We start from the raw sequence: 19,242 nt of genomic DNA, 5'->3' as shown, positions 1-19,242 counted from the left end.
TAGGTCTACCTAAACAACGGAGAGGTGATGAGTCAGCGGACGGAGACCAGACCGACCGACCCGGACGCCGAGTACTGCGTGATCGTGCCGACGATCCGCGAGTGGGAGTGTGTTCGGGAGTACGTGGCCAACGCGCGGGAGCACGACTTCGACACCGACCGTCTCCACTTCGTCCTCGTGACGGAGGACTTCTGTGACACGGCGGCGATGCGGGAGATGCTGGCAGAGTTGGGCGTGTCCGGCCGGGTGTTCGACGGCGAGGCCCGCGAGGCGTGGTTCGCGGACCGCGGCCTGGGGGCGTACGACCACCTCGTGCCGGCCGCGAGCCACGCACAGACCTCCTTCGGACTCCTGTACCTCTGGGCGGAGGGGTACGAGTTCGGGGTGTTCCTCGACGACGACACTCGGCCCCACGAGGAGACGGACTTCTTCGGCACCCACGCCCGGAATCTCGCCGCTGGCGGGGAGCTGCCGGCGTACGCCTCCGACGAGCAGTGGGTGAACGTCCTCGGTCAGGAGGTCGACGACCACGGCCTGTACCCCCGCGGGTACCCGTACAGCGCGATGGACGAGGAACGCACGGAGACGACTGTCGACGTGGAGCGAGGCTCCGTCGTCGCCTCACAGGGGCTGTGGACGAACGTCCCGGACCTGGACGCCGTCCGCATCCTGATGGACGGTGACCTCCAGGGCCAGGCCGAGACCAGGACGACCGCCGACGACTACGGCGAGGACTTCCTGGCGGCCCGGGGGAACTACCTCACCGTCTGTTCGATGAACCTCGCCTTCCGCCGGGAGATCGTCCCCGCGTTCTACCAGTTCCCGATGGACGACAACCCCTGGGACGTGGGGCGGTTCGACGACATCTGGTCGGGGCTCCTGCTCAAGCGGGCCGCGGACCTGCTCGACCGCCGGATCTACAACGGCGACCCGTTGTGCCGCCACGACAAGGCCCCCCGGTCGACGTTCGGCGACCTCACGAACGAGGTGCCGGGGCTGGAGCTGAACGAACACGTCTGGGAGGTGATCGACGACGCCGAGCCGGAGACGATCCCCACGGACACGACGGCGGCGTACCGCGCCGTCGCCGGCGCCGTCGCCGACGCGCTGGCGGACGGCTCCTTCGACGACTGGGAGAACGGGGAGTTCCTCAACTACTGCGGGGAGTACCTCCGTGACTGGCTGGACTGTCTGGCCGCGTTGGACGGGGCGGACGGCCGACCCGTGACCGCGCGCGACGCGACGGCCGCCGCGACCGACGACTGACCGTGGCACACGACCACACGACGGACGGGACCGTAGACGGCGCGCACGACGAGACCACCGAGGAGACACCTAATATGCACGACACACACGACGCACACGACGACACGGCCGAGGAGACACGCGACACAGACGGCGAGACGACGGACGGAGATCAGACGAGACCACAGGGGTTAAATCTCTTAGGTTCGCCTAAATCGGGTGTGAACCGAGACGAGACGTCGCGGAGCCGCCGGCGGTTCCTCGCTGCGGCCGGCAGCGCCGCGACAGTCGGACTGGCGGGCTGTGCTGGACTCGGGACGCAGGAGAGCGGGGCGAGCGGGCAGGTCGCCTTCTCCGACTTCCGTGGCTCCGGTCGGCTCGTCCGGTCGCGCCCGGAGATCGACGCCCCGCGGATCGCCGATCTCCCGGACCTGTCCGGGGAGCTGACCGTCTACCTCGGCGGGGGTGAAGGTGGGCTCTACCGCAGCCTGATGGAGCTGTTCGAGCGGATCTACGACGACTTCACCGCCGTCCCCAGTGCCGGCGGCACCGCCGAACAGGCGAACAAGCTGCTCACCGAGCAGGAGAACACCCCGGCGGACGTGTTCTGGTCGGTGGACGCCGGCTCGCTGTCCGTCGTCGCCGACGAGGGGCTGACGACGGCGCTGTCGAGCGAGGCCGTCGCGGACGTGCCCTCGGAGTTCCGCCCGGACAACCAGTGGGTCGGGACGGCCGGTCGCGCCCGGGCGGTGCCGTACAACACCGACCAGGTGTCGGCCGACGAGATTCCCGACTCCGTGATGGACTTCCCCGACTCGCCGGCGGTCGCGAGCGGGTTCGGCTGGGCGCCGACGTACGGCGCCTTCCAGGCGTTCGTCACCGCGATGCGGCTGTTGGAGGGTGACTCGGCCACCCGAGAGTGGCTCGGCCAGATGCAGTCGACCGCCACGGAGTACCCGGACGAGTTCCTCACCTCAAACGCCGTCGCGGACGGCGAGATCGCGGCCGGCTTCGCCAACCACTACTACGCGCTGCGGGTGCGGGACGCCCGTCCGGACGCACCGTTGGATCTCGCCTTCACCCGCGGTGGCGCCGGCGCGCTGATCAACGTCGCCGGCGCGGCACTGCTGGAGCCGAGTGACCAGACGGAGCTGGCGGAGACGTTCGTCCGACACCTCCTGTCGGCGGAGGCACAGGAGTTCTTCGCCACCCGAACGTTCGGCTACCCCACCGTGGAGGGTGTGCCGCCGGTCGGCGGACTGCCGGGGATCGGGGAGCTGGACCCGCCGTCGCTGAACCTCTCGCGGCTGTCGGACCTCGAACCGACCCTGGAACTGATGCGCGACGTGGGTGTGCTCTGATGGCAGGCGACGGCGGCGAGCCCGCGTCGGGCCCCGGCAGACTCGCTCGGCTCCGCAGTCTCCTCCGCGAGGGGGAGGAGGGTGAGCCGTCGGTCGCCGTCGGCCTGTTGGCCGCCGCCGTCTCTGCCGCCGTGTTGTCGCCGGTCGTCTGGCTCTTCTTGCGCGCCGCCGAGGTGGGGCTCGCAGAGGCCGTCTCGCTGGTCACCGCCGGCAACACGTTCACCGTCCTGACGAACAGTGTCGCGCTGGTGGCCGTCGTCACGGGTGCGAGCGTGGCGTTGGGCGTGCCGCTCGCAGTGTTGACCGTCCAGACGGACCTCCCGTTCCGGCGGTTCTGGACCGTCGCGGTCGCTCTGCCGCTCGTCGTCCCCAGCTACGTCGGCGCGTTCGCGTTCGTGTCGGCGTTCGGCCCGCGGGGCGTGCTCTCGGGCGTGCTCGCCCCGCTGGGGGTGAGCGTGCCGACGGTGTACGGCTTCGGCGGTGCCGCGCTCGTGCTCACGTCGTTCGTCTACCCGTACGTGTTCCTGACGACCCGGGCGTCGCTGCTGTCGTTCGACACCACGCAGTTGGAGGCTGCCCGCACCCTCGACACGGGGTACTGGGCGGCGTTCGAGCGTGTCGTGCTCCCGCAGATCGCGCCCGGGGTCACCGCCGGGGCGCTCCTCGTCGCGTTGTACACCCTCTCGGACTTCGGGACGCCCGCGATCATGCACTTCGACACGTTCACCCGGACGATCTTCGTGGAGCTGAACACGTTCGCCCGGAGCAACGCGACGCTCCTGTCGCTGCAGCTGCTCGGCGTGACGGCCGTGATCCTGGCGTTGGAGTCTCGAGTCGGGCCGGGGGAGGCGGACGGCTACGGAGCGAGCAGCTCGACGGACACCGTCGTCGAACTCGGCTACTGGGCGATTCCGGCGACGCTGTTGCTCGCGGCCGTCGTGATCGTCACGCTGGGGCTGCCGGTCGGCATCCTCGGGCTGTGGCTCGTCCGTTCGGGCCCGGGGTACGCCGCCGGTGGGCTCGGGTTCGAGTGGCAGTTCGGGCTCAACTCCGCCGTCGTCGCCGCCGCCGCGGCCGTCGTCACGACCCTGGCTGCGGTGCCGGTGGCGTACTACTCCGGCCGGACGAGCTCCTGGCTGGGGTCGCTGATCGAGCGACCGACGTACGTCGGCTACGCGATGCCGGGGGTCGTGCTCGGGCTGGCGCTCGTCTTCTTCGGCACCCGGTACGTTCCCGGGCTGTACCAGACGCTGCCGTTGTTGATCTTCGCGTACGTCGTCCGGTTCCTCCCGCAGGCCATCGGGGCGACACGGTCGTCCGTCCTGGGGGTCGACCGGGCGCTCGTCGGCGCCGCCCGGACGCTCGGCGAGTCGCCACGGCGGGCGTTCCGGCGGGTGACGCTGCCGTTGATCGCCCCCGGGCTCGTCGCCGGCGCCGCGCTCGTGTTCCTCACGACGATGAAGGAGCTGCCGGCGACGCTGATCCTCCAACCCGCCGGGTTCAACACCCTCGTCACCTACATCTGGCGCGTCCAGGAGGCCGGCTACTACGGCCAGGCCGCTCTGCCCGCGCTCGTGTTGGTGGTGATCTCCAGCGTCTCGATGCTCGTGATCCTCCGCGGCGAAGACACGGACCTGTGACACCGACCAGATCAGACCAGACCATGACCACGATCGACCCAACGGACGACGGACGCGACGAGACGACCGACGACGACACCCTCGGCCTCCGGTACGACGGCCACGACCACCGGGAGGGAACGGCAGTGTCGGCGTACGCCGACGCGGAGCCGGTGTTGGAGCTGTCGGGTGTCCGTCAGGAGTACGGCCCCGAGACCGCCGTCGACGGCGTGGACTTGGTCGTCCGGGAGGGGGAGCTGCTCACGCTGCTCGGTCCCTCCGGCTGCGGGAAGACGACGACGCTGCGGCTGATCGCCGGGCTGGACGTGCCGACGGACGGCACCGTCCAGGTGGCAGGCGAGACCGTCGCCGGCGCCGGCGAGCCGGTCCCGCCGGAGGAACGCGACGTCGGGATGGTGTTCCAGGAGTTCGCGTTGTTCCCCCACCTCACCGTCGCCGAGAACGTCGCGTTCGGGATCGACGACTGGCCGGCCGAGGACCGCGAGCGACGAGTGGAGGAGCTGCTGGAGCTCGTCGGGCTGGAGGAGTACGGCGACCGGAGCCCGACCGATCTCTCGGGCGGCCAGCGCCAACGGGTGGCGTTGGCACGGTCGCTGGCACCCGAGCCGGACGTGCTCCTCCTGGACGAGCCGTTCTCCAACCTGGACGTGCGGCTCCGCACCCGGATGCGCGAGGAGGTCCGACGCATCCTGAAGTCGGCGGGCGTGACGGCCGTCTCCGTCACCCACGATCAGGAGGAGGCGTTGTCGATCTCCGACCGGGTCGCGGTCGTCGACGGCGGCCAGATCGAACAGGTGGGCCGGCCGGAGACGGTGTTCGAGCACCCGGAGTCCCGGTTCGTCGCGGAGTTCATCGGCCAGGCCAGCTTCCTCACCGGCACCTTCTCCGAGGGACGCGTGGCGACCGGCCTCGGGACGTTCCGCGCGGACATGCTCCAGGGGCTCACGGACGACTACGACGGCGCGGAGGTCGACGTGCTGGTCCGGCCGGACGACCTCCGGGCGAGTCCGGTCGAGGAGTCGAACGGCGGCGACGGGACGGTCGTCGGTCGGGAGTACACCGGTCCGTCGTTCGTCTACGACGTGGAACTGGACAGCGGCGACCTGGTCCGGTGTGAACACAACCACGCCAGCGAGTTCGGTCTCGACCGGCGCGTCCGGGTGGATCTGGTCGCCGACCACACGCTGGCGTGGTACCCCGCGGACTGATGGACCGGCGTCGTGGGTGGCTGTTCGCCGGGGGCGTCGCCGTCGCCGCCGGCGTCACCGCGACTGCCGTCGGCGTCTGGCTGTTCCCGTTCCACTCCGTCAACCACGACGAAGGGGTGTACCTCGCCCAAGCCGCGATGCTGTTGGAAGGGCAGTTGTTCCTCGACCCCCCGCTCCCGGACCTGTTCCGACCGTGGTTCTTCGTCGAACGTCCGGACGGACTCCTCTACCCGAAGTACGCGCCAGTGCCGGCGGCGACGTTCGCGCTCGGCTGGCTCGCCGGCTCCCCACGACTGGGGCTGGTCGGCGTCACGGTCGCCGTCGCGGTCGGGACGTACGCGCTGGCGGCGACGTTGTTCGACCGCCGGCGGGGCGTCGTCGCCGCGCTCCTCCTGTTCGCGTCCCCGTTGTTCCTCCTCCACTCCGGGGTGTTCCTGCCGTACGCGCCGACGACCGTCTGGAACCTCCTGTTCGCGTACGCCTACGTCCGGGCGGACCGGGACCGGAGCCCGCGGCTGGCGGCAGTCGCCGGCGTCGCCGTCGGCGTCGCGTTCTTCTCGCGGCCGTACACCGCGGTGGCGTTCGCCGCGCCGTTCGTCGTCCACGCCGTCTGGAGTCTCCGGGCGCGGGCCGACGGCGCCCCACTCCACCGTCCGACCGTCGGGAGACAGACGCTGACGGCCGTCGGCGGACTCCTCGGCGTCGCGGCCGCGCTCGGCTACAACGCCGCCGCGACGGGGTCGCCGCTCGTGTTCCCGTACCAGGCGTTCGCGCCCGCAGACGGGATCGGCTTCGGCCACCGCGAGATCCTGGGGTACGACCGGACGTACACGCCGGCGTTGGCCCTCCGGGCGAACGCGGAGGTTGTGTGGCGGTTGTTCACCCGGTGGGTGCCGGCGGGCGCCGTCGGCACGCTCGCGGCCGTCGCCGGGCTCTGGCAGCTCCGAGGGGACCGCGACCGCGTCGGCACCCACAGACGGCTGTTGGCCGCCACCGTCCCGAGTGTCGTCGCCGCGAACGTCGCCTTCTGGGGCAACCTCAACCTCCTGGGTGACCTCGCCTTGCCGGCCGACGGGCTGATCGCGTCGCTGGGGCCGTACTACCACTACGACCTGATCGTCCCGACGGCCGTGTTCGCGGCCGTCGGGCTCGTCGGACTGCGGAACCGGGCGGCCGCCGTCGCCGACGCCGGCCCTCGGGGACGGCAGGCGGTCGCGGGGCTGTTGGCCGTCGCGGTCGTCGTCGCCGGCGCCGCCGCGGCCGCGCCGCCGGTCGCCCGGAACGCCGACGCGACCCAGACGTACCGGTCGGCGTACGTGCCGTTCACGGACGCCGGCGACGGTGACGCCGTCGGCGACTGGGCCACCGGTGTCGAGACGGCGAACACGGACGGCGTCGCGCCGTTCGACCGCGTCGGCCGCCCGGCGCTGACGACGCCTGCGGACGCGGTCGTCCTCGTCCCGCGGCCGTTCGGCGACTGGCTCGCGCACCCGTACCAGCCGCTACGCAACGATCCCGGGTTCGACGCGCCGACACTGTACGCGTTGGACGACGAGCCGTTCGCGGTCGCGGACGCGTTCCCGGGCCGGACGCTGTACCGCTACGTCTCCCGCGGGGCGTGGGAGCCACAGATCGGCGACCGGGTCGCGGCGCGGCTCCAGCGTGTCCACGAACGGACCGGCGAACGGGTGAACCTGACCGCCGAACTGGGCGTCCCACGGGCGCCGTCGTCCGTCTCCGTCCGGCTCGCGGGTGCCGACGGCCAGGCGTACTACGCGGCGACGCCCGCCGACGGGGCACTGAACCTCACCGTGACCGTGACCGCCGACGGCGAAGGCGACGACGCGACCGTCGGCCTCGCCGGTCCGGTAGAGCGTGTCGGCGAGGGCGTCGTCGCCGTCGACGGCCGCGAGACGGTGACGCTCACCGTCTTCGTAGACTACGGCACCGGCTCCGGGGTCAGCTACCGACTCCGGCTCCCGGTCGCCGTCGCCGACGACCGGGTGCGGGCGGTGACGCCGGCGCTGTCGGCGTGTACACGACCGACGGAGTGTGGGGAGGAGGCGGGCTACGTCCCGCGGGCGACGGAGCCGGGCGTCCGAATCGACGCGCGGCTGGCGGCCGGCAACGAGAGCGTCGCGGCCTGACGGTCGGTGACGAGCAGTTCCCGAATCCGGAGCAACGACTCGCTGTCCGTCTCCGGGAGGTCGGCGAGGATCTCCGCCTCGCGGTCCTTCAGCTCCGCGAACCGTTCGCGCACCCTGATAATGCAGCCCCAATACCACTAGATGATTTCAGCAGCAGATAATCGTTACCGGTTTTTATAAGTTATGCGCTCTGTAGAGACGGGATGGGAAATGAGAAGACCCCAGGAAGGAGAGAGGTTCTGAAGTCGGCAGCGGTTAGCGCCGCCGTCGTCGGCGCAGCCGGAATTAGCAGTGCACAGCAGAGTGACGGCGACCCACCTGTTGGTGCTGGAACAGCAGGGAACGACCGCGGACTACCCGTTTTCGCAGACGGGGTTCTCGTAATAGAGTACTCCAAGAAGACGGTCTCAGCCGACGAACGAGGGGGTTCGGAGGATCAGTACGTCATCGACCGGACGTTCGAGAGCGACGACCTGTTTGAGCGGTACGGCGACAGGAGATTCAATTACGATTCGCTCACTGTCTCCGAGAGACTTGTTCCGGACGCAGTTCGAAGCGGTGAACGGTCTCGGTACCGTAAGCGGGCTCAACGAGTGATCGGGACCCAGTCCGAACAACGACAAGCGGAAAAACAGGTCTGGGCGCAGGAAGCGAAGACGCAGGACGTTCCGGCCCTCAGTAACGAGGTTCCGTTGTACAGCTACGAATCCGAGTCGGACGCTGCCGGCGGGAGTAAACAGGACCGCACGTCACCTCTGAACGTTGCGTGGGAGTCGAGAGACTCGAAGAAGATCCAAGGGAAGATGGAGACCGGACAGAACGGTCCAGTGTGGCTCAACGGTACGAGCCCCTTCCCACAGATAAATCTCCATGTGAATCTTCCTGACGGAGGCACACGAAGTACAGACAAGCACGTAATGAAGATAATACCGGATCTGTGTCCACTGCAGACGAAGCAGTATCACATCAGACTGTACGACGTTCCGGCATCTGGAGTCAAAGCAGTTGGACAGGCTCATCGGGACCCCTGTTACCACGGAAAGGCTCCAGAAATTCCGATCATCAACCCCGACGCGGCCACCAACTGGAAAATCGACCAGGCGAGGGGTGCAGTGACCAACTTCTGGGAGGACGGACACGGACACCACACCGACAAGCCGTACGTCGGAAACACTACCAACGACTACCCCTCCCACAGCGGTACGTGGGCATTCTTCGACAACTGACACTACTTCGTTCTTATTTCTATCAAAAGTTCTAATCATAAAAAGAGCACTCGACGGGGTGAAACGAAGATGAGTGATAATCGACTACCCGATATGAACGGACAGACGCTACTGGTTGTCGGCGTACTCGCCGGGCTGCCGATGTTGCTTGTAGTGTTGGCTAGTTACGAGGACCCGTTCTCGGTCTTACGATCGCCGTCTGTGTTCGTGTTGTTTCTCGGGACTGTGGTCGTCGGATCGCTCCTCGTCACGGGTCTTCCAGCCGCGTTGTTTGTCGGATACCGGCTTGTCGCTCCGGTGATCGTCGTGGCGGTTGCCATCCTGTTTTGGACAGTGTTGACGCCGCAGGGAGACGCACCCGATGTCGTGTTCGTGGTGCTCACGTCACCGGTGTACCTCGCCGTCGCACTCGCCGCTGGCAGCATTGAGCATAGACTCAGGTTCGGTTCTTTTCTCCCCACATGACCGGTGTTCTCGCAGTAGACGGTCGAGTATCCGCGTCTCAAAGCGACCAACCCGCGTCTTGATCCATCCGCGCAACTTCTCGTTGCTACCGTCTCGGGGTCTCGTCCTCCGGTTGGCAAACAACTCACAAAGCACCTTCTTTTTTATCCTTACACCAGCTCGCCAAGTCCACTAGCCGTCGAAAGACGGGTGACGAGCCGTTACAGCCCGGTCTCGTCGTCGCCCGACGAGATGGTGACGTACTCGTTGTCCTGGTTGAGCGCGAGGTTGGCGGCCACCTCGCCGATCCGCATGGCGTACTGGGCGGTCTCCTGGAGACTGACGAGCAGCTCCCGGATCCGGAGCAACGACTCGTTGTCCATCTCCGGGAGATCCGAGAGGATGTCCGCCTCGCGGTCTTTCAGCTCGGCGAACCGTTCACGCACCTCGATCGTGCAAGCGTAGTCGCGTTGGACGACGGCGTCGACCGCCAGCGCGGTGAGTTCGTCCACCTGGTCGGTGAACTCCCGGATGCGCCGGACGATGGCGGAGTCGACACCGAGGTGTTCACCCTCTGCCTCCAGCACGGTCTCGGCGATGTCCTCGGCGTTGTCCGCGATCAGCTCCAGGTTCTTGGCGACGGAGCGGTAGCCGATCAACGGGAAGCCGGACTGGAGCCCGACGGCCCGCGCGAGGTTCGGGTTCTGGAACGCGGTGAAGATCAGCCGGAGGAGGAGGACGAAGATCTTGTTCGCCTGTCGTTCCCGGTTGAGCGCCCGCTGTGCGAGGTCGTGGTTGCCGTGGGCCAGCGCCTTCGCGGCCTCACCCCGCATCGTGGAGCCGGTGGACTCCAGCCGGCGGAGGAGGTTGTCCAGGGTGAAGTCCTCCGGGTCGACGGAACACCGGATGGCGATGCTCTCCGGCGTCTCCTCGATCACACCCAGCCCCATCAGCTGGCCTTCCGCTCGGTAGACGGCGTTGATGTGTTCCGAGCTCAGCGGGCCGTCGTCCGTCTCGACGTTGATGACGCGCCGCCCGAGGACGTACTGGGCCAACACTGCCCGCTCCAGCGCGTCGGCGTCCAGGTTGTCCGCCCACAGCGTCGCCTCCGTGTCCTCGGTCGTGGCCGACTCCGGCAACACCGTGAGCGTCCCCTTGCCGCCCATCCGCAGCGAGACTTCCTGCCCCTTCTCCACGTCGTGTTCGTGAGTCCACTCGGCCGGGAGCGTCATCGCCAGCGTCGACGGGCCCAGCCGTTGGACTTTCCTCGTCTCCATGGCTGTCTGGATGCCGGCACCGTCCTTAAACTTGGCTCCGCATGATTATACAGTTCCAAGACGTTATAGGTTAGATGCGCGCGATACGGTCGGGTGGTATTAGTTTCACAGAGGTACAAGCAGTCAGACGATCTTCGTCATCCGGGTCTCGAAGCGGCCGACTCGGACCTTCAGCCAGCCGGCCAGCTCCTCGTCTAGCGCCGGGTCGTCCGTGTCCGCCCGGAGGACGTGGAGGTCATCCAGCTTGTCGCGGGAGGCGACGACGGACACGGAGCACCGTCGGATCACCGCCGGCGACAGCTGTGGGTTGCCGCGGCCGAACACGAACCCCTGGCCGCCGATCGGGGTGACGACGATCTCGTTGTCGCCGTCCGGGTCCAACAGCTCCAGCAGCGTCGCCTCGTCGGCGTCGCGGGCCAGCAGTTCGCCGTCCCGCCAGACGTCGACCCCGATGGGGGAGCCGTCGAAGCCGAGTTCCGTCTTCACCGCCGCCAGCGTCGACCCGGGCCCGAGGACGTACGTCCGCTCCGGGTGAGCGCGCGCCTCGTCGGCTACGCCGGCGGCCAGTGACTCTACCGTGCCGCCGCCCGTCTGTTTCGACGACTGGAGTCGGTCGGTGACGGGGACGAACGCGACGGCGCGAAGCTCCGGCTGGACCTCCCCCTCGCGGTAGCTGTCCTCGTCGATGTCCGTCACCTCGCGCCGCTCCGTCCGGTCGAAGCTCGTCACCACCGCGGCGGCGTCCTCCGGGGAGACGGCGAACACCGACGAGTACACCTTCACCCCGGCCGGCACGCCCAGCATCGGCGTCTCCGTGCCCGACAGCGTCTCCGCAACGTCGGCGGCGGTGCCGTCGCCGCCGACGAACAGGACCAGGTCGACGCCCGCGTCGTGGAACGCCCGGGCGGCCCGACGGGTGTCCTCGGCCGTGGTGTCGCCGAGATCGTCCGCTTCGGGCTCACCGAGGACTCTCGGGTCGAAGCCGACGGCCCGCGCGGCGTCACCACCCATCGGACCGCCCCAGACGAGGAGGTCGGGATCCGCGTCTGCGTCCGCCAGCGCCGTCAGCGCCCGGCGGGCTCGGTCGGGGGCCCGCGGCTGTGCTCCCCGCTCGCGGGCCGCCGCGAGTTTGCCGTCCGTCCCCTTCAGTCCGACCCGACCACCCATCCCGGCGATGGGGTTCGTGAGGAAGCCCAGACGCATCACACGTCCGTTCGTGCCGGGCACCGAAAAGCCGACCGCGACGGACCGGTCAGTCGTCGACGACGACCGTCGGCGACCGGGCGCCCGCCGGCCGGCTCTCCGTCAGGGCGACGTACGCGAGTCCGGCCGCGACCAACGCCAACCCACTGCCGAGGGCGAACGCGGCCTCGTAGCTGGCGAGCGTCGCCAGCCCGCCCAGCAACAACGGGCCGACGACGCCGCCGACACCCTTGGCGGTCGACCGCAGTCCCATCAGCTCCGACTCCCGGTCGTCGGGTGCCACGTCGCCGATGAACGCGAGCGCGCCGGTCGTCATCGCGGAGAAGGCGGCCGCGATCACGACGAACGCGAGCCCGGCGACGAGCAAGCGCGCGGTCGTGCCGGGGACGAGCGCCGCTGCGGCCGCCAGCAACGCGAACAGCCCGGAGCCGGCCATCCCGCCCACGACCAACGGCTTGCGGCCCACCCGGTCGGAGAGCCGGCCGAACAACAGCATGAACGCCGCCTGGCCGGCCGGGTTGAGCGCCAGCAACGCCCCCATCTGGAACTCCGTCAGCCCGAGCCGGCCGGGGAGGTACACCGGCATCAGCCCCATCACGCCGATCACCGTCGTGTTCCGCAGCGCCAGCGCCACGTACAGCCACCCGAGCCCGTTACGAGAGAAGTGTCGTCGGTCTGCCGCCGCCGGCAACAGCCGTCGCCGCACCTCCGCGGCCACCTCGCCCGCAGTCGGCGCCGTCTCCGGCGTCGGCGTCGGGTCCGTGACGAACACGACGGCGACCGTCGACAGGAGCGACGCGGCCGCGATCACGACGTACAGCCCGTCGGGCGCCAACACGCCCAACAGGAACCCGACCGCCAACTGCCCGCCGGTGAAGCCGGCCGCGCGCGCAGAGTTGAAGAAACCCAGCGCCCGGCCGCGCCCCTCGTCGCCGCCGCGAGCGCTGGCGACTGTCAGCATCACCGGGGAGAAGCCGACGGCGAAGAGGGCGTACACCCCTCTGACGCCGATCGGGAGGTACACCCCGGGGATCGTCACCGGGCCGACGCTCACTGTCGTCTCGACGCCGGGGACGATCAGGAGCGGCAACACGGCGAGAGTAGCTGCGAGTCCGGTGACGACGAGCACCGCCCGGCGTCGACCGGTCACGTCCGCGACGGCGCCCCAGAACGGGGACAGCAGCATCATCCCGAGGAAGTACGCCGTCGTCACCGCCCCGACGAGCGACGCGGAGCCACCAGCCTCCCCGACGTAGAACGCGAGCCCGGTGCCCATCAGAATCCCGGCGGCGAAGCGACTGGCGGCGGCGACGGCGACGACGAACCGGTCTCGACTCACTGCCGTCGGTAGCGGCGGGACGCGGTAAAGCCGGGCGGAGCCGGCCGAAGGTGCCGGTGTGCGGAGCGGCAACGCGGACCGAGGGCGGCAGCTTCGAGTGACCCCCTGCCGAAGCCGGGCGCATGGAGATCGTCGTCACGCGCCAGTCGATCCACGGGATTCCCGCGAGCGAGTACGCCGACGCGCTGCGTCGCCGACTGCCGGACCACGAGGTGACACTCGCGGACACGCCGGCCGCGGAGGCGACGGCGCTGGCCCGCGCCGAGGTCGTGAGCGGACCCGGCCGCCGGACGGCGGCTCACCTGGAGTCGGCGACGGACCTGGAACTGCTCGCGTGTGTGTACGCCGGGACGAGCCACCTGGACCTGGACCCGTTCCGGGAGGCCGGCGTCGCGGTGACGAACGCCAGCGGCGTCCACGCCCCGAACGTCTCGGAGTACGTCGTCGGTGCGCTCGTGTCGCTGGCGCGTGACTTCCGGCGAGCCACACGCCAACAGGACCGTCGGGAGTGGGTCAGCTACTCCTGCCGCGAGCTCCACGACAGCACGGTCTGTGTCGTCGGCCTCGGTGCTATCGGAACGGCCGTCGCCGAACGACTCGCGCCGTTCGGCGTCGAACGGGTCGGGGTTCGCCACACCCCCTCGAAGGGTGGGCCGGTCGAGGCCGTCTACGGCTTCGACGAGATCCACGAGGCGCTCGCGGGCGCCGACCACCTCGTGTTGGCCTGCCCGCTCACGGACGAGACGGAGGAACTGATCGACGGGGACGCGTTCCAGACGCTCCCGCCGCACGCGAGTCTCGTCAACGTCGCACGCGGCGCCGTCGTCGACACGGACGCGCTCGTCCGTGCCGTCCGACGGGGGCGGATCGACGGCGCGTTCCTCGACGTGACGGAGCCGGAGCCGTTGCCGCCGGACCACCCGTTGTGGTCGTTCGACGACGTGCGAATCACTCCACACAACGCCGGTCACACACCCGACTACTACGAGCGGACGGCAGAGATTCTGGCCGACAACGTCGACCGACTCGCCCGTGGCGAGCCGCTCCGCAACGAGGTGACGTGATCGCGCGCACGCCACTCGGCCGGTGGTATCCCCGAGAACCCGCCTATTTCGAGACGAAGCGAACCGTTTAGACGGTGGAACACGTCTTGCCCACACCCGAATGAGTCACCCCGCAGAAGAGGACGATCCGTTCGAGGACGTCCGCGAGAAGACGGACAACCCTATGTGGCGGTTGTTCACGGAGTACGGCACCGAGAACACGCCACAGTTCCTGGTCGGGCTCGCCGCGAGCGTGATCGCCCGGATCCTGGACCTCCTCCCGCCGTTGATCCTCGGAATCGCCATCGACGCAGTGATCGTAGAGGAAGTGAGCTACGCCCAGGCGGTCGGCGAGCTGCTGTGGTTCCTGCCGGAGGCGGCGCTGACGAGCGTGATACCCGAGGCCAGAGCCGGACAGTTCTGGCTGTCCATCGGCCTGATCGGCGTCGGCTTCTTCGGTGGCGCCGGGTTCCACTGGTCGCGCAACTGGGGGTGGAACTCCTTCGCGCAGAACATCCAACACTCCATCCGGACGGACACCTACGACAAGATGCAGCGGCTGAACATGGACTTCTTCGCCGACAAACAGACCGGCGAGATGATGTCGATCCTGTCGAACGACGTGAACCGCTTGGAGCGGTTCCTCAACGACGGGATGAACGCCTTCTTCCGGCTGTCGGTGATGGTGATCGCCATCGCGGCGATCATGTTCTCGCTGAACGCACAGCTCGCCTTGGTCGCGTTGTTGCCGGTGCCGGTCATCGCCCTGTTCACCTGGAAGTTCATCTCGACGATCCAACCGAAGTACGCCGACGTGCGGTCGTCGGTCGGCCAGCTCAACTCCCGGTTGGAGAACAACCTCGGCGGCGTCCAGGTCATCAAGACCTCCAACACGGAGCGGTTCGAGTCCGACCGCGTGGACGACGTGTCGATGGAGTACTTCGACGCCAACTGGGACGCCATCTCGACGCGGATCAAGTTCTTCCCCGCCCTCCGAGTCATCGCAGGCGTCGGCTTCGTCGCCACCTTCGGCGTCGGCGGCTTCTGGGTGTTCCAGGGCGCCCCCGGCCCCTTCACCGGGTCGCTGCGTGTCGGCGAGTTCACGACGTTCATCCTGTTCACCCAACGGTTCATCTGGCCGATGGCGCAGTTCGGCCAGATCATCAACATGTACCAGCGCGCTCGGGCGTCGTCGGCGCGGATCTTCGGCCTCATGGACGAGCCCTCCCGGATCGTCGAGGACCCGGACGCCCAGCCGCTGTCGGTGACTGACGGCCGGATCGAGTACGACGACGTGACGTTCGGCTACGACGACGAGGAGGTGATCGTCGAGGACGTGAGCTTCGACGTCGACGGCGGCGAGACGGTCGCGCTCGTCGGTCCCACCGGCGCCGGGAAGTCGACCGTGCTCAAGCTGTTGCTCCGGATGTACGACGTCGACGAGGGAGGGATCCGGATCGACGGTGAGGACCTCCGGAACGTGACGATCCCGAGTCTCCGTCAGTCGCTGGGGTACGTCTCCCAGGAGAGCTTCATGTTCTACGGCACCGTCGAGGAGAACATCGAGTACGGCACCTTCGACGCCGACCACGAGGACGTGGTCGAGGCCGCGAAGGCCGCCGAGGCACACGACTTCATCACCAACCTTCCGGACGGGTACGACACGGAGATCGGTGAACGCGGCGTGAAGCTGTCCGGCGGCCAACGGCAACGCCTCTCCATCGCTCGGGCCGTCCTGAAGGACCCTGAGATCCTCGTCTTAGACGAGGCCACCTCCGACGTGGACACGGAGACGGAGATGCTGATCCAGCGCTCGCTGGACGAGCTCACCGCCGACCGCACGACGTTCGCCATCGCCCACCGGCTGTCCACGATCAAGGACGCCGACCAGATCGTCGTCTTGGAGGACGGGAAGATCGTCGAGCGGGGCACCCACGACGAACTGTTGACACACGACGGCCTGTACGCTCACCTCTGGGGCGTCCAGGCCGGAGAGATCGACGAACTGCCCGAGGAGTTCGTCGAACGCGCGAGCAAACGCGCCTCCCGGACGAGTGCGGAGGCCGGCGACGACGACTAGGGACCGACGCTACGACCGTTCTCACTCCTCGGCCGAGCGGACTGTGCGCCCCCAGCCAACGAAGAGAGCTCGATCGGAGCGGCCGCTCCGTTCGGGCCGCCGGCCCTCGGTCCGCAGTTCAGTGTGCTAGTGCCGAACCGCACTGCCACCGCACCGCCGCCGCCCCACCACCGCCGAATCTGTGGGTCCGGTCACACGTCGGACGGAGCCGTCGCTCGCGGACGTGAGACGTAGAGGCGAGTGGAGACAGTTGTAAAGGGCTTTAGTCCGACCGGGAGAAGGGGGTGTATGGGTCTGTTCGACCGGATCAGAGGCGACGACGACCCGCGCGTCGCTTTCGTCGGTATCGACGGCGTTCCGTTCAGTCTGCTCGCAGACAACCCCGAGGAGTTCCCGAACGTCACGGAGATCGTCGAGAACGGCGACGGCGGCGCCATCGACAGCATCGTCCCGCCGGAGTCGTCGGCCTGCTGGCCGGCACTCACGACGGGCGTCAACCCCGGCGAGACCGGCGTCTACGGCTTCCAGGACCGCGAGACCGGCTCGTACGACACGTACGTCCCGATGGGGCGCGACGTGCAGGCCACCCGGCTGTGGGACCGGGTCGCCGAGGACGGCCGTGACGCCACCGTGTTCAACGTTCCCGTCACGTTCCCCCCACAGCGCAACGTCCAACGGATGGTCTCCGGCTTCCTCTCCCCGTCCATCGAGAAGGCGGCGTACCCGGACGAGCTCGCCAACTACCTCGACGGGATGGGCTACCGAATCGACGCCAACGCCAAGCTCGGTCACCAGGACGACAAGTCGGAGTTCATGGAGAACGCCCACGAGACGCTCGACCGGCGGTTCGACGCGTTCGAGAACTACATCGCAGAAGACGACTGGGACCTCTTCTTCGGCGTGTTCATGACCACCGACCGGGTCAACCACTTCCTGTTCGAAGACTACGCCGAAGACGGCGAGAACGCCGAGGAGTTCCTGGAGTTCTACCGGAAGGTGGACGACTACCTCGGCCAGATCCGAGACGCCCTGCCCGAGGACGTGACGCTCGTCGTCGCCTCCGACCACGGCTTCATGACCGAGGAGTACGAGGTGGACTGCAACCGGTGGCTGGCGAACGAAGGGTGGCTCTCCTTCGAGGACGACCACGAGGAACTGGCGGACATCGCCGACGACAGCCGGGCATACTCGCTGATCCCCGGTCGATTCTACGTCAACTTGGAGGGCCGCGAGCCCCGCGGGTCCGTTCCGGAGTCGGAGTTCGAGGCCACCCGGGCGGAACTGAAGTCCGACCTAGAGTCGATGACCGGTCCCGACGGTGAGCCGGTGGCCAAGCGCGTCGTCGTCGGCGACGACGTGTTCGACGGCGCCCACGACGACATCGCCCCGGACCTGGTCGTCATCCCCAACGAGGGGTTCGACCTGAAGGCGAAGTTCAAGCCCCACGACGACGGGGTGTTCTACCACGGCCCCCGCAACGGGATGCACAGCTTCGAGAACGCGACGCTGCTCGTCGACGACCCGGACGTGTCCGTGCCCGAGGGGACGGACCTGTACGACATCGCGCCGACGATTCTCGACCTGATGGAGGTCGACTACGAGGGCGGCGCGTTCGACGGCGAGTCGCTGGCCTGACGGCGGGAGTCGCGTCTTCCTCTTACCGATACGTCTCGACGACGAGACCTGGAACCGCCTCGAACTGTTCGTCTGCGGTGAGAACGGGCTCGTCACGCTCCAGCGCGGTCGCTGCGATTGCTGCGTCCCCTTTACCGATGCCAGGACCGTCTCCGGGCGGTGTCTCCGCCATCCGCTCCCCGAGTATCCGACCCACGCCGCGCGATGGTCGGTGTCATCTCGACCAGTGGGTACGAGTTGAGGATAGCCTCTAACTGCTGTTGTTCCTCTTCGAGACGGATCTGTTGTGACACGTTGACAGTGTTGACAGCCGACGGTGATCAGTACTGTCCCCGTCTGCGTCGTCTCACTGTCGACCTGGCGCCAGTGTCGCCACTCCGCGACCGTCTCACGAGAGAAGTCCCGGCGTCACGCCGGGGAGGTGGCGGCGACTACAGCAGCCCCGTCTTCTGGAGCTTCATCAGGTCCTCGGTGTCGAGGGTCTCGCCGTCCTTGAACTTCTGGTAGATCTCCTCGGCCTCCTCGCGCTCCTCTTCGGCCTTCTTCTCGCGTTCCTCCTTCTTCTCTTCTTCCTCCTTCTTGTCCAGTTCGCGCAGGCGCTTCTGGACGCGGACGAAGTCCTCGTGGTGCTGGTCGGCGGCCTCCTGGGCCTCCACGAACTTCTCGTGGACGATGTCGGCCTCGTCGCGGATCTCGTCCGCCTCGCGGTAGGCCTCGATCATCTCGTTGTGGTGCTCCTGGGCCTCGTCGGCCAGCTCCGTCACCTTCTGGTGGTGCTGGGACGCCTCGCTGCGGACCTCCTCTGCCTCCTCGATCAGGTCCTCCAGCTCGTCGCTCTGCTCCACCTTCTCCTCGCGTTCCTGGAGCTGTTCGCGCTTGTTCTCGATCTTCTCGATCAGTTCGCGCTCGTCTTCGGCGTCGAGTACCTCCGTCTGTTGTTTGAACTCCAGCTCCTCGATCTCCTCTTCCAGCTCCTCGATCGACTTGCCGTCGTCCAGTTCGAGGTCCTGTTTCATGTCCTCGACCTGGTCGAACAGCTCGTTGGCCTCGGCGTTGAGCTCGTTGCGGTTCTCCTTGTGCTCCTGCACCTGCTCGTTGAGCTCGTCGCGCTGCTCTCGGTGCTCCTGCGCCTCGTCGACCTTCTCGCGTGTCTCGGCGTTCAGGTCGTCGCGTGTGGAGGCGCGCTCGGAGGCCATCTGGTTGAGTTCGTTTCGTCGATCTCGAAGCTGACCGGCGAGCTTGATGAGTTCGCCCTTGGAGCCGTTCTCCAGCTTGTCGTCTTCGAGCTGTACGTTCCGCGATTCGTCCATCGGGTCGAGATCGTGACTCTCGAGTACTTCCGATTCCGTTGCCATAGTTAGTACCTCGACACCATCACCGCTCCGGGCGTGGCA

The 19,242-nt window shown here is 68.0% G+C and carries 16 protein-coding genes; 10 read left to right on the top strand and 6 right to left on the bottom strand.

Annotation, left to right across the window (positions count from 1 at the left end):
* Nucleotides 1-27: 27 nt before the first annotated feature.
* The 5 genes from RYH79_RS00180 to RYH79_RS00160 are packed head-to-tail and all read left to right on the top strand — an operon-like array spanning nt 28 to nt 7,601.
* The gene (locus RYH79_RS00180; protein ID WP_370895141.1) at nt 28-1,266 is read left to right on the top strand and encodes an alpha-1 4-glucan-protein synthase; all 1,239 of its coding nucleotides are present in this window, start codon (nt 28-30) and stop codon (nt 1,264-1,266) included.
* Between the two features lie 2 nt (nt 1,267-1,268).
* Nucleotides 1,269-2,606, top strand: a complete 1,338-nt coding sequence (locus RYH79_RS00175; RefSeq protein ID WP_370895140.1) for an extracellular solute-binding protein — start codon at nt 1,269-1,271, stop codon at nt 2,604-2,606.
* Nucleotides 2,606-4,246, top strand: coding sequence for an ABC transporter permease (locus tag RYH79_RS00170; RefSeq protein WP_370895139.1), 1,641 nt, complete (start codon nt 2,606-2,608; stop codon nt 4,244-4,246). Before RYH79_RS00175 ends, RYH79_RS00170 begins: the two co-directional genes overlap by 1 nt.
* A 23-nt stretch (nt 4,247-4,269) precedes the next feature.
* Complete coding sequence (locus tag RYH79_RS00165; protein ID WP_370895138.1) at nt 4,270-5,454, top strand: ABC transporter ATP-binding protein; 1,185 nt, start codon at nt 4,270-4,272, stop codon at nt 5,452-5,454.
* Nucleotides 5,454-7,601 (top strand): ArnT family glycosyltransferase, encoded by a 2,148-nt coding sequence (locus tag RYH79_RS00160; RefSeq protein WP_370895137.1) that lies wholly within the window; start codon nt 5,454-5,456, stop codon nt 7,599-7,601. The genes RYH79_RS00165 and RYH79_RS00160 overlap by 1 nt, the downstream gene beginning before the upstream one ends.
* On the opposite strand, the gene RYH79_RS00155 is transcribed toward RYH79_RS00160, so the two are convergent.
* The gene (locus tag RYH79_RS00155) at nt 7,523-7,714 is read right to left on the bottom strand and encodes a hypothetical protein (protein WP_370895136.1); all 192 of its coding nucleotides are present in this window, start codon (nt 7,712-7,714) and stop codon (nt 7,523-7,525) included. The genes RYH79_RS00160 and RYH79_RS00155 overlap by 79 nt on opposite strands.
* Before the next feature lie 90 nt (nt 7,715-7,804).
* On the opposite strand from RYH79_RS00155, the gene RYH79_RS00150 reads away from it, so the two are divergent.
* Both RYH79_RS00150 and RYH79_RS00145 read left to right on the top strand, forming a co-directional pair.
* The gene (locus RYH79_RS00150; RefSeq protein WP_370895135.1) at nt 7,805-8,827 is read left to right on the top strand and encodes a hypothetical protein; all 1,023 of its coding nucleotides are present in this window, start codon (nt 7,805-7,807) and stop codon (nt 8,825-8,827) included.
* A gap of 93 nt (nt 8,828-8,920) precedes the next feature.
* The gene (locus tag RYH79_RS00145; RefSeq protein ID WP_370895134.1) at nt 8,921-9,292 is read left to right on the top strand and encodes a hypothetical protein; all 372 of its coding nucleotides are present in this window, start codon (nt 8,921-8,923) and stop codon (nt 9,290-9,292) included.
* 200 nt (nt 9,293-9,492) lie between these two features.
* Here the strand turns inward: RYH79_RS00145 and RYH79_RS00140 are convergent, their stop codons facing one another.
* The 3 genes from RYH79_RS00140 to RYH79_RS00130 form a co-directional block, all read right to left on the bottom strand.
* On the bottom strand, nt 9,493-10,548 hold the full coding sequence (locus RYH79_RS00140; RefSeq protein ID WP_370895133.1) for a PhoU domain-containing protein: 1,056 nt from the start codon (nt 10,546-10,548) through the stop codon (nt 9,493-9,495).
* A 123-nt stretch (nt 10,549-10,671) separates the two neighbouring features.
* Nucleotides 10,672-11,751 carry an ATP-NAD kinase family protein gene (locus tag RYH79_RS00135; protein WP_370895132.1) on the bottom strand — a complete coding sequence of 360 codons (1,080 nt, stop codon included), beginning with the start codon at nt 11,749-11,751 and terminating at the stop codon, nt 10,672-10,674.
* Between the two features lie 49 nt (nt 11,752-11,800).
* Nucleotides 11,801-13,090, bottom strand: coding sequence for an MFS transporter (locus RYH79_RS00130; RefSeq protein ID WP_370895131.1), 1,290 nt, complete (start codon nt 13,088-13,090; stop codon nt 11,801-11,803).
* A 122-nt stretch (nt 13,091-13,212) separates the two neighbouring features.
* On the opposite strand from RYH79_RS00130, the gene RYH79_RS00125 reads away from it, so the two are divergent.
* From RYH79_RS00125 to RYH79_RS00115, 3 genes are all read left to right on the top strand, one after another.
* Complete coding sequence (locus RYH79_RS00125; protein ID WP_370895130.1) at nt 13,213-14,154, top strand: D-2-hydroxyacid dehydrogenase; 942 nt, start codon at nt 13,213-13,215, stop codon at nt 14,152-14,154.
* A gap of 100 nt (nt 14,155-14,254) precedes the next feature.
* Nucleotides 14,255-16,213, top strand: a complete 1,959-nt coding sequence (locus RYH79_RS00120) for an ABC transporter ATP-binding protein (protein WP_370895129.1) — start codon at nt 14,255-14,257, stop codon at nt 16,211-16,213.
* A 288-nt stretch (nt 16,214-16,501) separates the two neighbouring features.
* A complete protein-coding gene (locus RYH79_RS00115; protein ID WP_370895128.1) occupies nt 16,502-17,848 on the top strand; it encodes an alkaline phosphatase family protein in 1,347 nt (448 codons plus the stop codon).
* Nucleotides 17,849-17,870: 22 nt separating this feature from the next.
* Here the strand turns inward: RYH79_RS00115 and RYH79_RS00110 are convergent, their stop codons facing one another.
* Nucleotides 17,871-18,020 carry a PIN domain-containing protein gene (locus tag RYH79_RS00110; protein WP_370895127.1) on the bottom strand — a complete coding sequence of 50 codons (150 nt, stop codon included), beginning with the start codon at nt 18,018-18,020 and terminating at the stop codon, nt 17,871-17,873.
* Between the two features lie 259 nt (nt 18,021-18,279).
* Nucleotides 18,280-19,203: a coiled-coil protein gene (locus tag RYH79_RS00105; RefSeq protein WP_370895126.1), complete on the bottom strand. Its 924-nt coding sequence runs from the start codon at nt 19,201-19,203 to the stop codon at nt 18,280-18,282.
* Nucleotides 19,204-19,242: the final 39 nt, after the last annotated feature.

The organism is Halobaculum sp. MBLA0143, from assembly GCF_041361465.1.
In the GTDB taxonomy this organism is placed as follows: Archaea; Halobacteriota; Halobacteria; order Halobacteriales; family Haloferacaceae; genus JAHENP01.
The sequence above is the reverse complement of the archived record's forward strand: the minus strand, read 5'-3'. Positions and strand labels throughout refer to the sequence as shown.

Coding starts and splice junctions, on each gene's coding strand:
- RYH79_RS00180 (WP_370895141.1), top strand. CDS start 28: ATGAGTCAGCGGACGGAGACCAGACCGACCGACCCGGACGCCGAGTAC.
- RYH79_RS00170 (WP_370895139.1), top strand. CDS start 2,606: ATGGCAGGCGACGGCGGCGAGCCCGCGTCGGGCCCCGGCAGACTCGCT.
- RYH79_RS00165 (WP_370895138.1), top strand. CDS start 4,270: ATGACCACGATCGACCCAACGGACGACGGACGCGACGAGACGACCGAC.
- RYH79_RS00160 (WP_370895137.1), top strand. CDS start 5,454: ATGGACCGGCGTCGTGGGTGGCTGTTCGCCGGGGGCGTCGCCGTCGCC.
- RYH79_RS00150 (WP_370895135.1), top strand. CDS start 7,805: ATGGGAAATGAGAAGACCCCAGGAAGGAGAGAGGTTCTGAAGTCGGCA.
- RYH79_RS00145 (WP_370895134.1), top strand. CDS start 8,921: ATGAACGGACAGACGCTACTGGTTGTCGGCGTACTCGCCGGGCTGCCG.
- RYH79_RS00140 (WP_370895133.1), bottom strand. CDS start 10,548: ATGGAGACGAGGAAAGTCCAACGGCTGGGCCCGTCGACGCTGGCGATG.
- RYH79_RS00135 (WP_370895132.1), bottom strand. CDS start 11,751: ATGCGTCTGGGCTTCCTCACGAACCCCATCGCCGGGATGGGTGGTCGG.
- RYH79_RS00125 (WP_370895130.1), top strand. CDS start 13,213: ATGGAGATCGTCGTCACGCGCCAGTCGATCCACGGGATTCCCGCGAGC.
- RYH79_RS00120 (WP_370895129.1), top strand. CDS start 14,255: ATGAGTCACCCCGCAGAAGAGGACGATCCGTTCGAGGACGTCCGCGAG.
- RYH79_RS00115 (WP_370895128.1), top strand. CDS start 16,502: ATGGGTCTGTTCGACCGGATCAGAGGCGACGACGACCCGCGCGTCGCT.
- RYH79_RS00110 (WP_370895127.1), bottom strand. CDS start 18,020: ATGGCGGAGACACCGCCCGGAGACGGTCCTGGCATCGGTAAAGGGGAC.
- RYH79_RS00105 (WP_370895126.1), bottom strand. CDS start 19,203: ATGGCAACGGAATCGGAAGTACTCGAGAGTCACGATCTCGACCCGATG.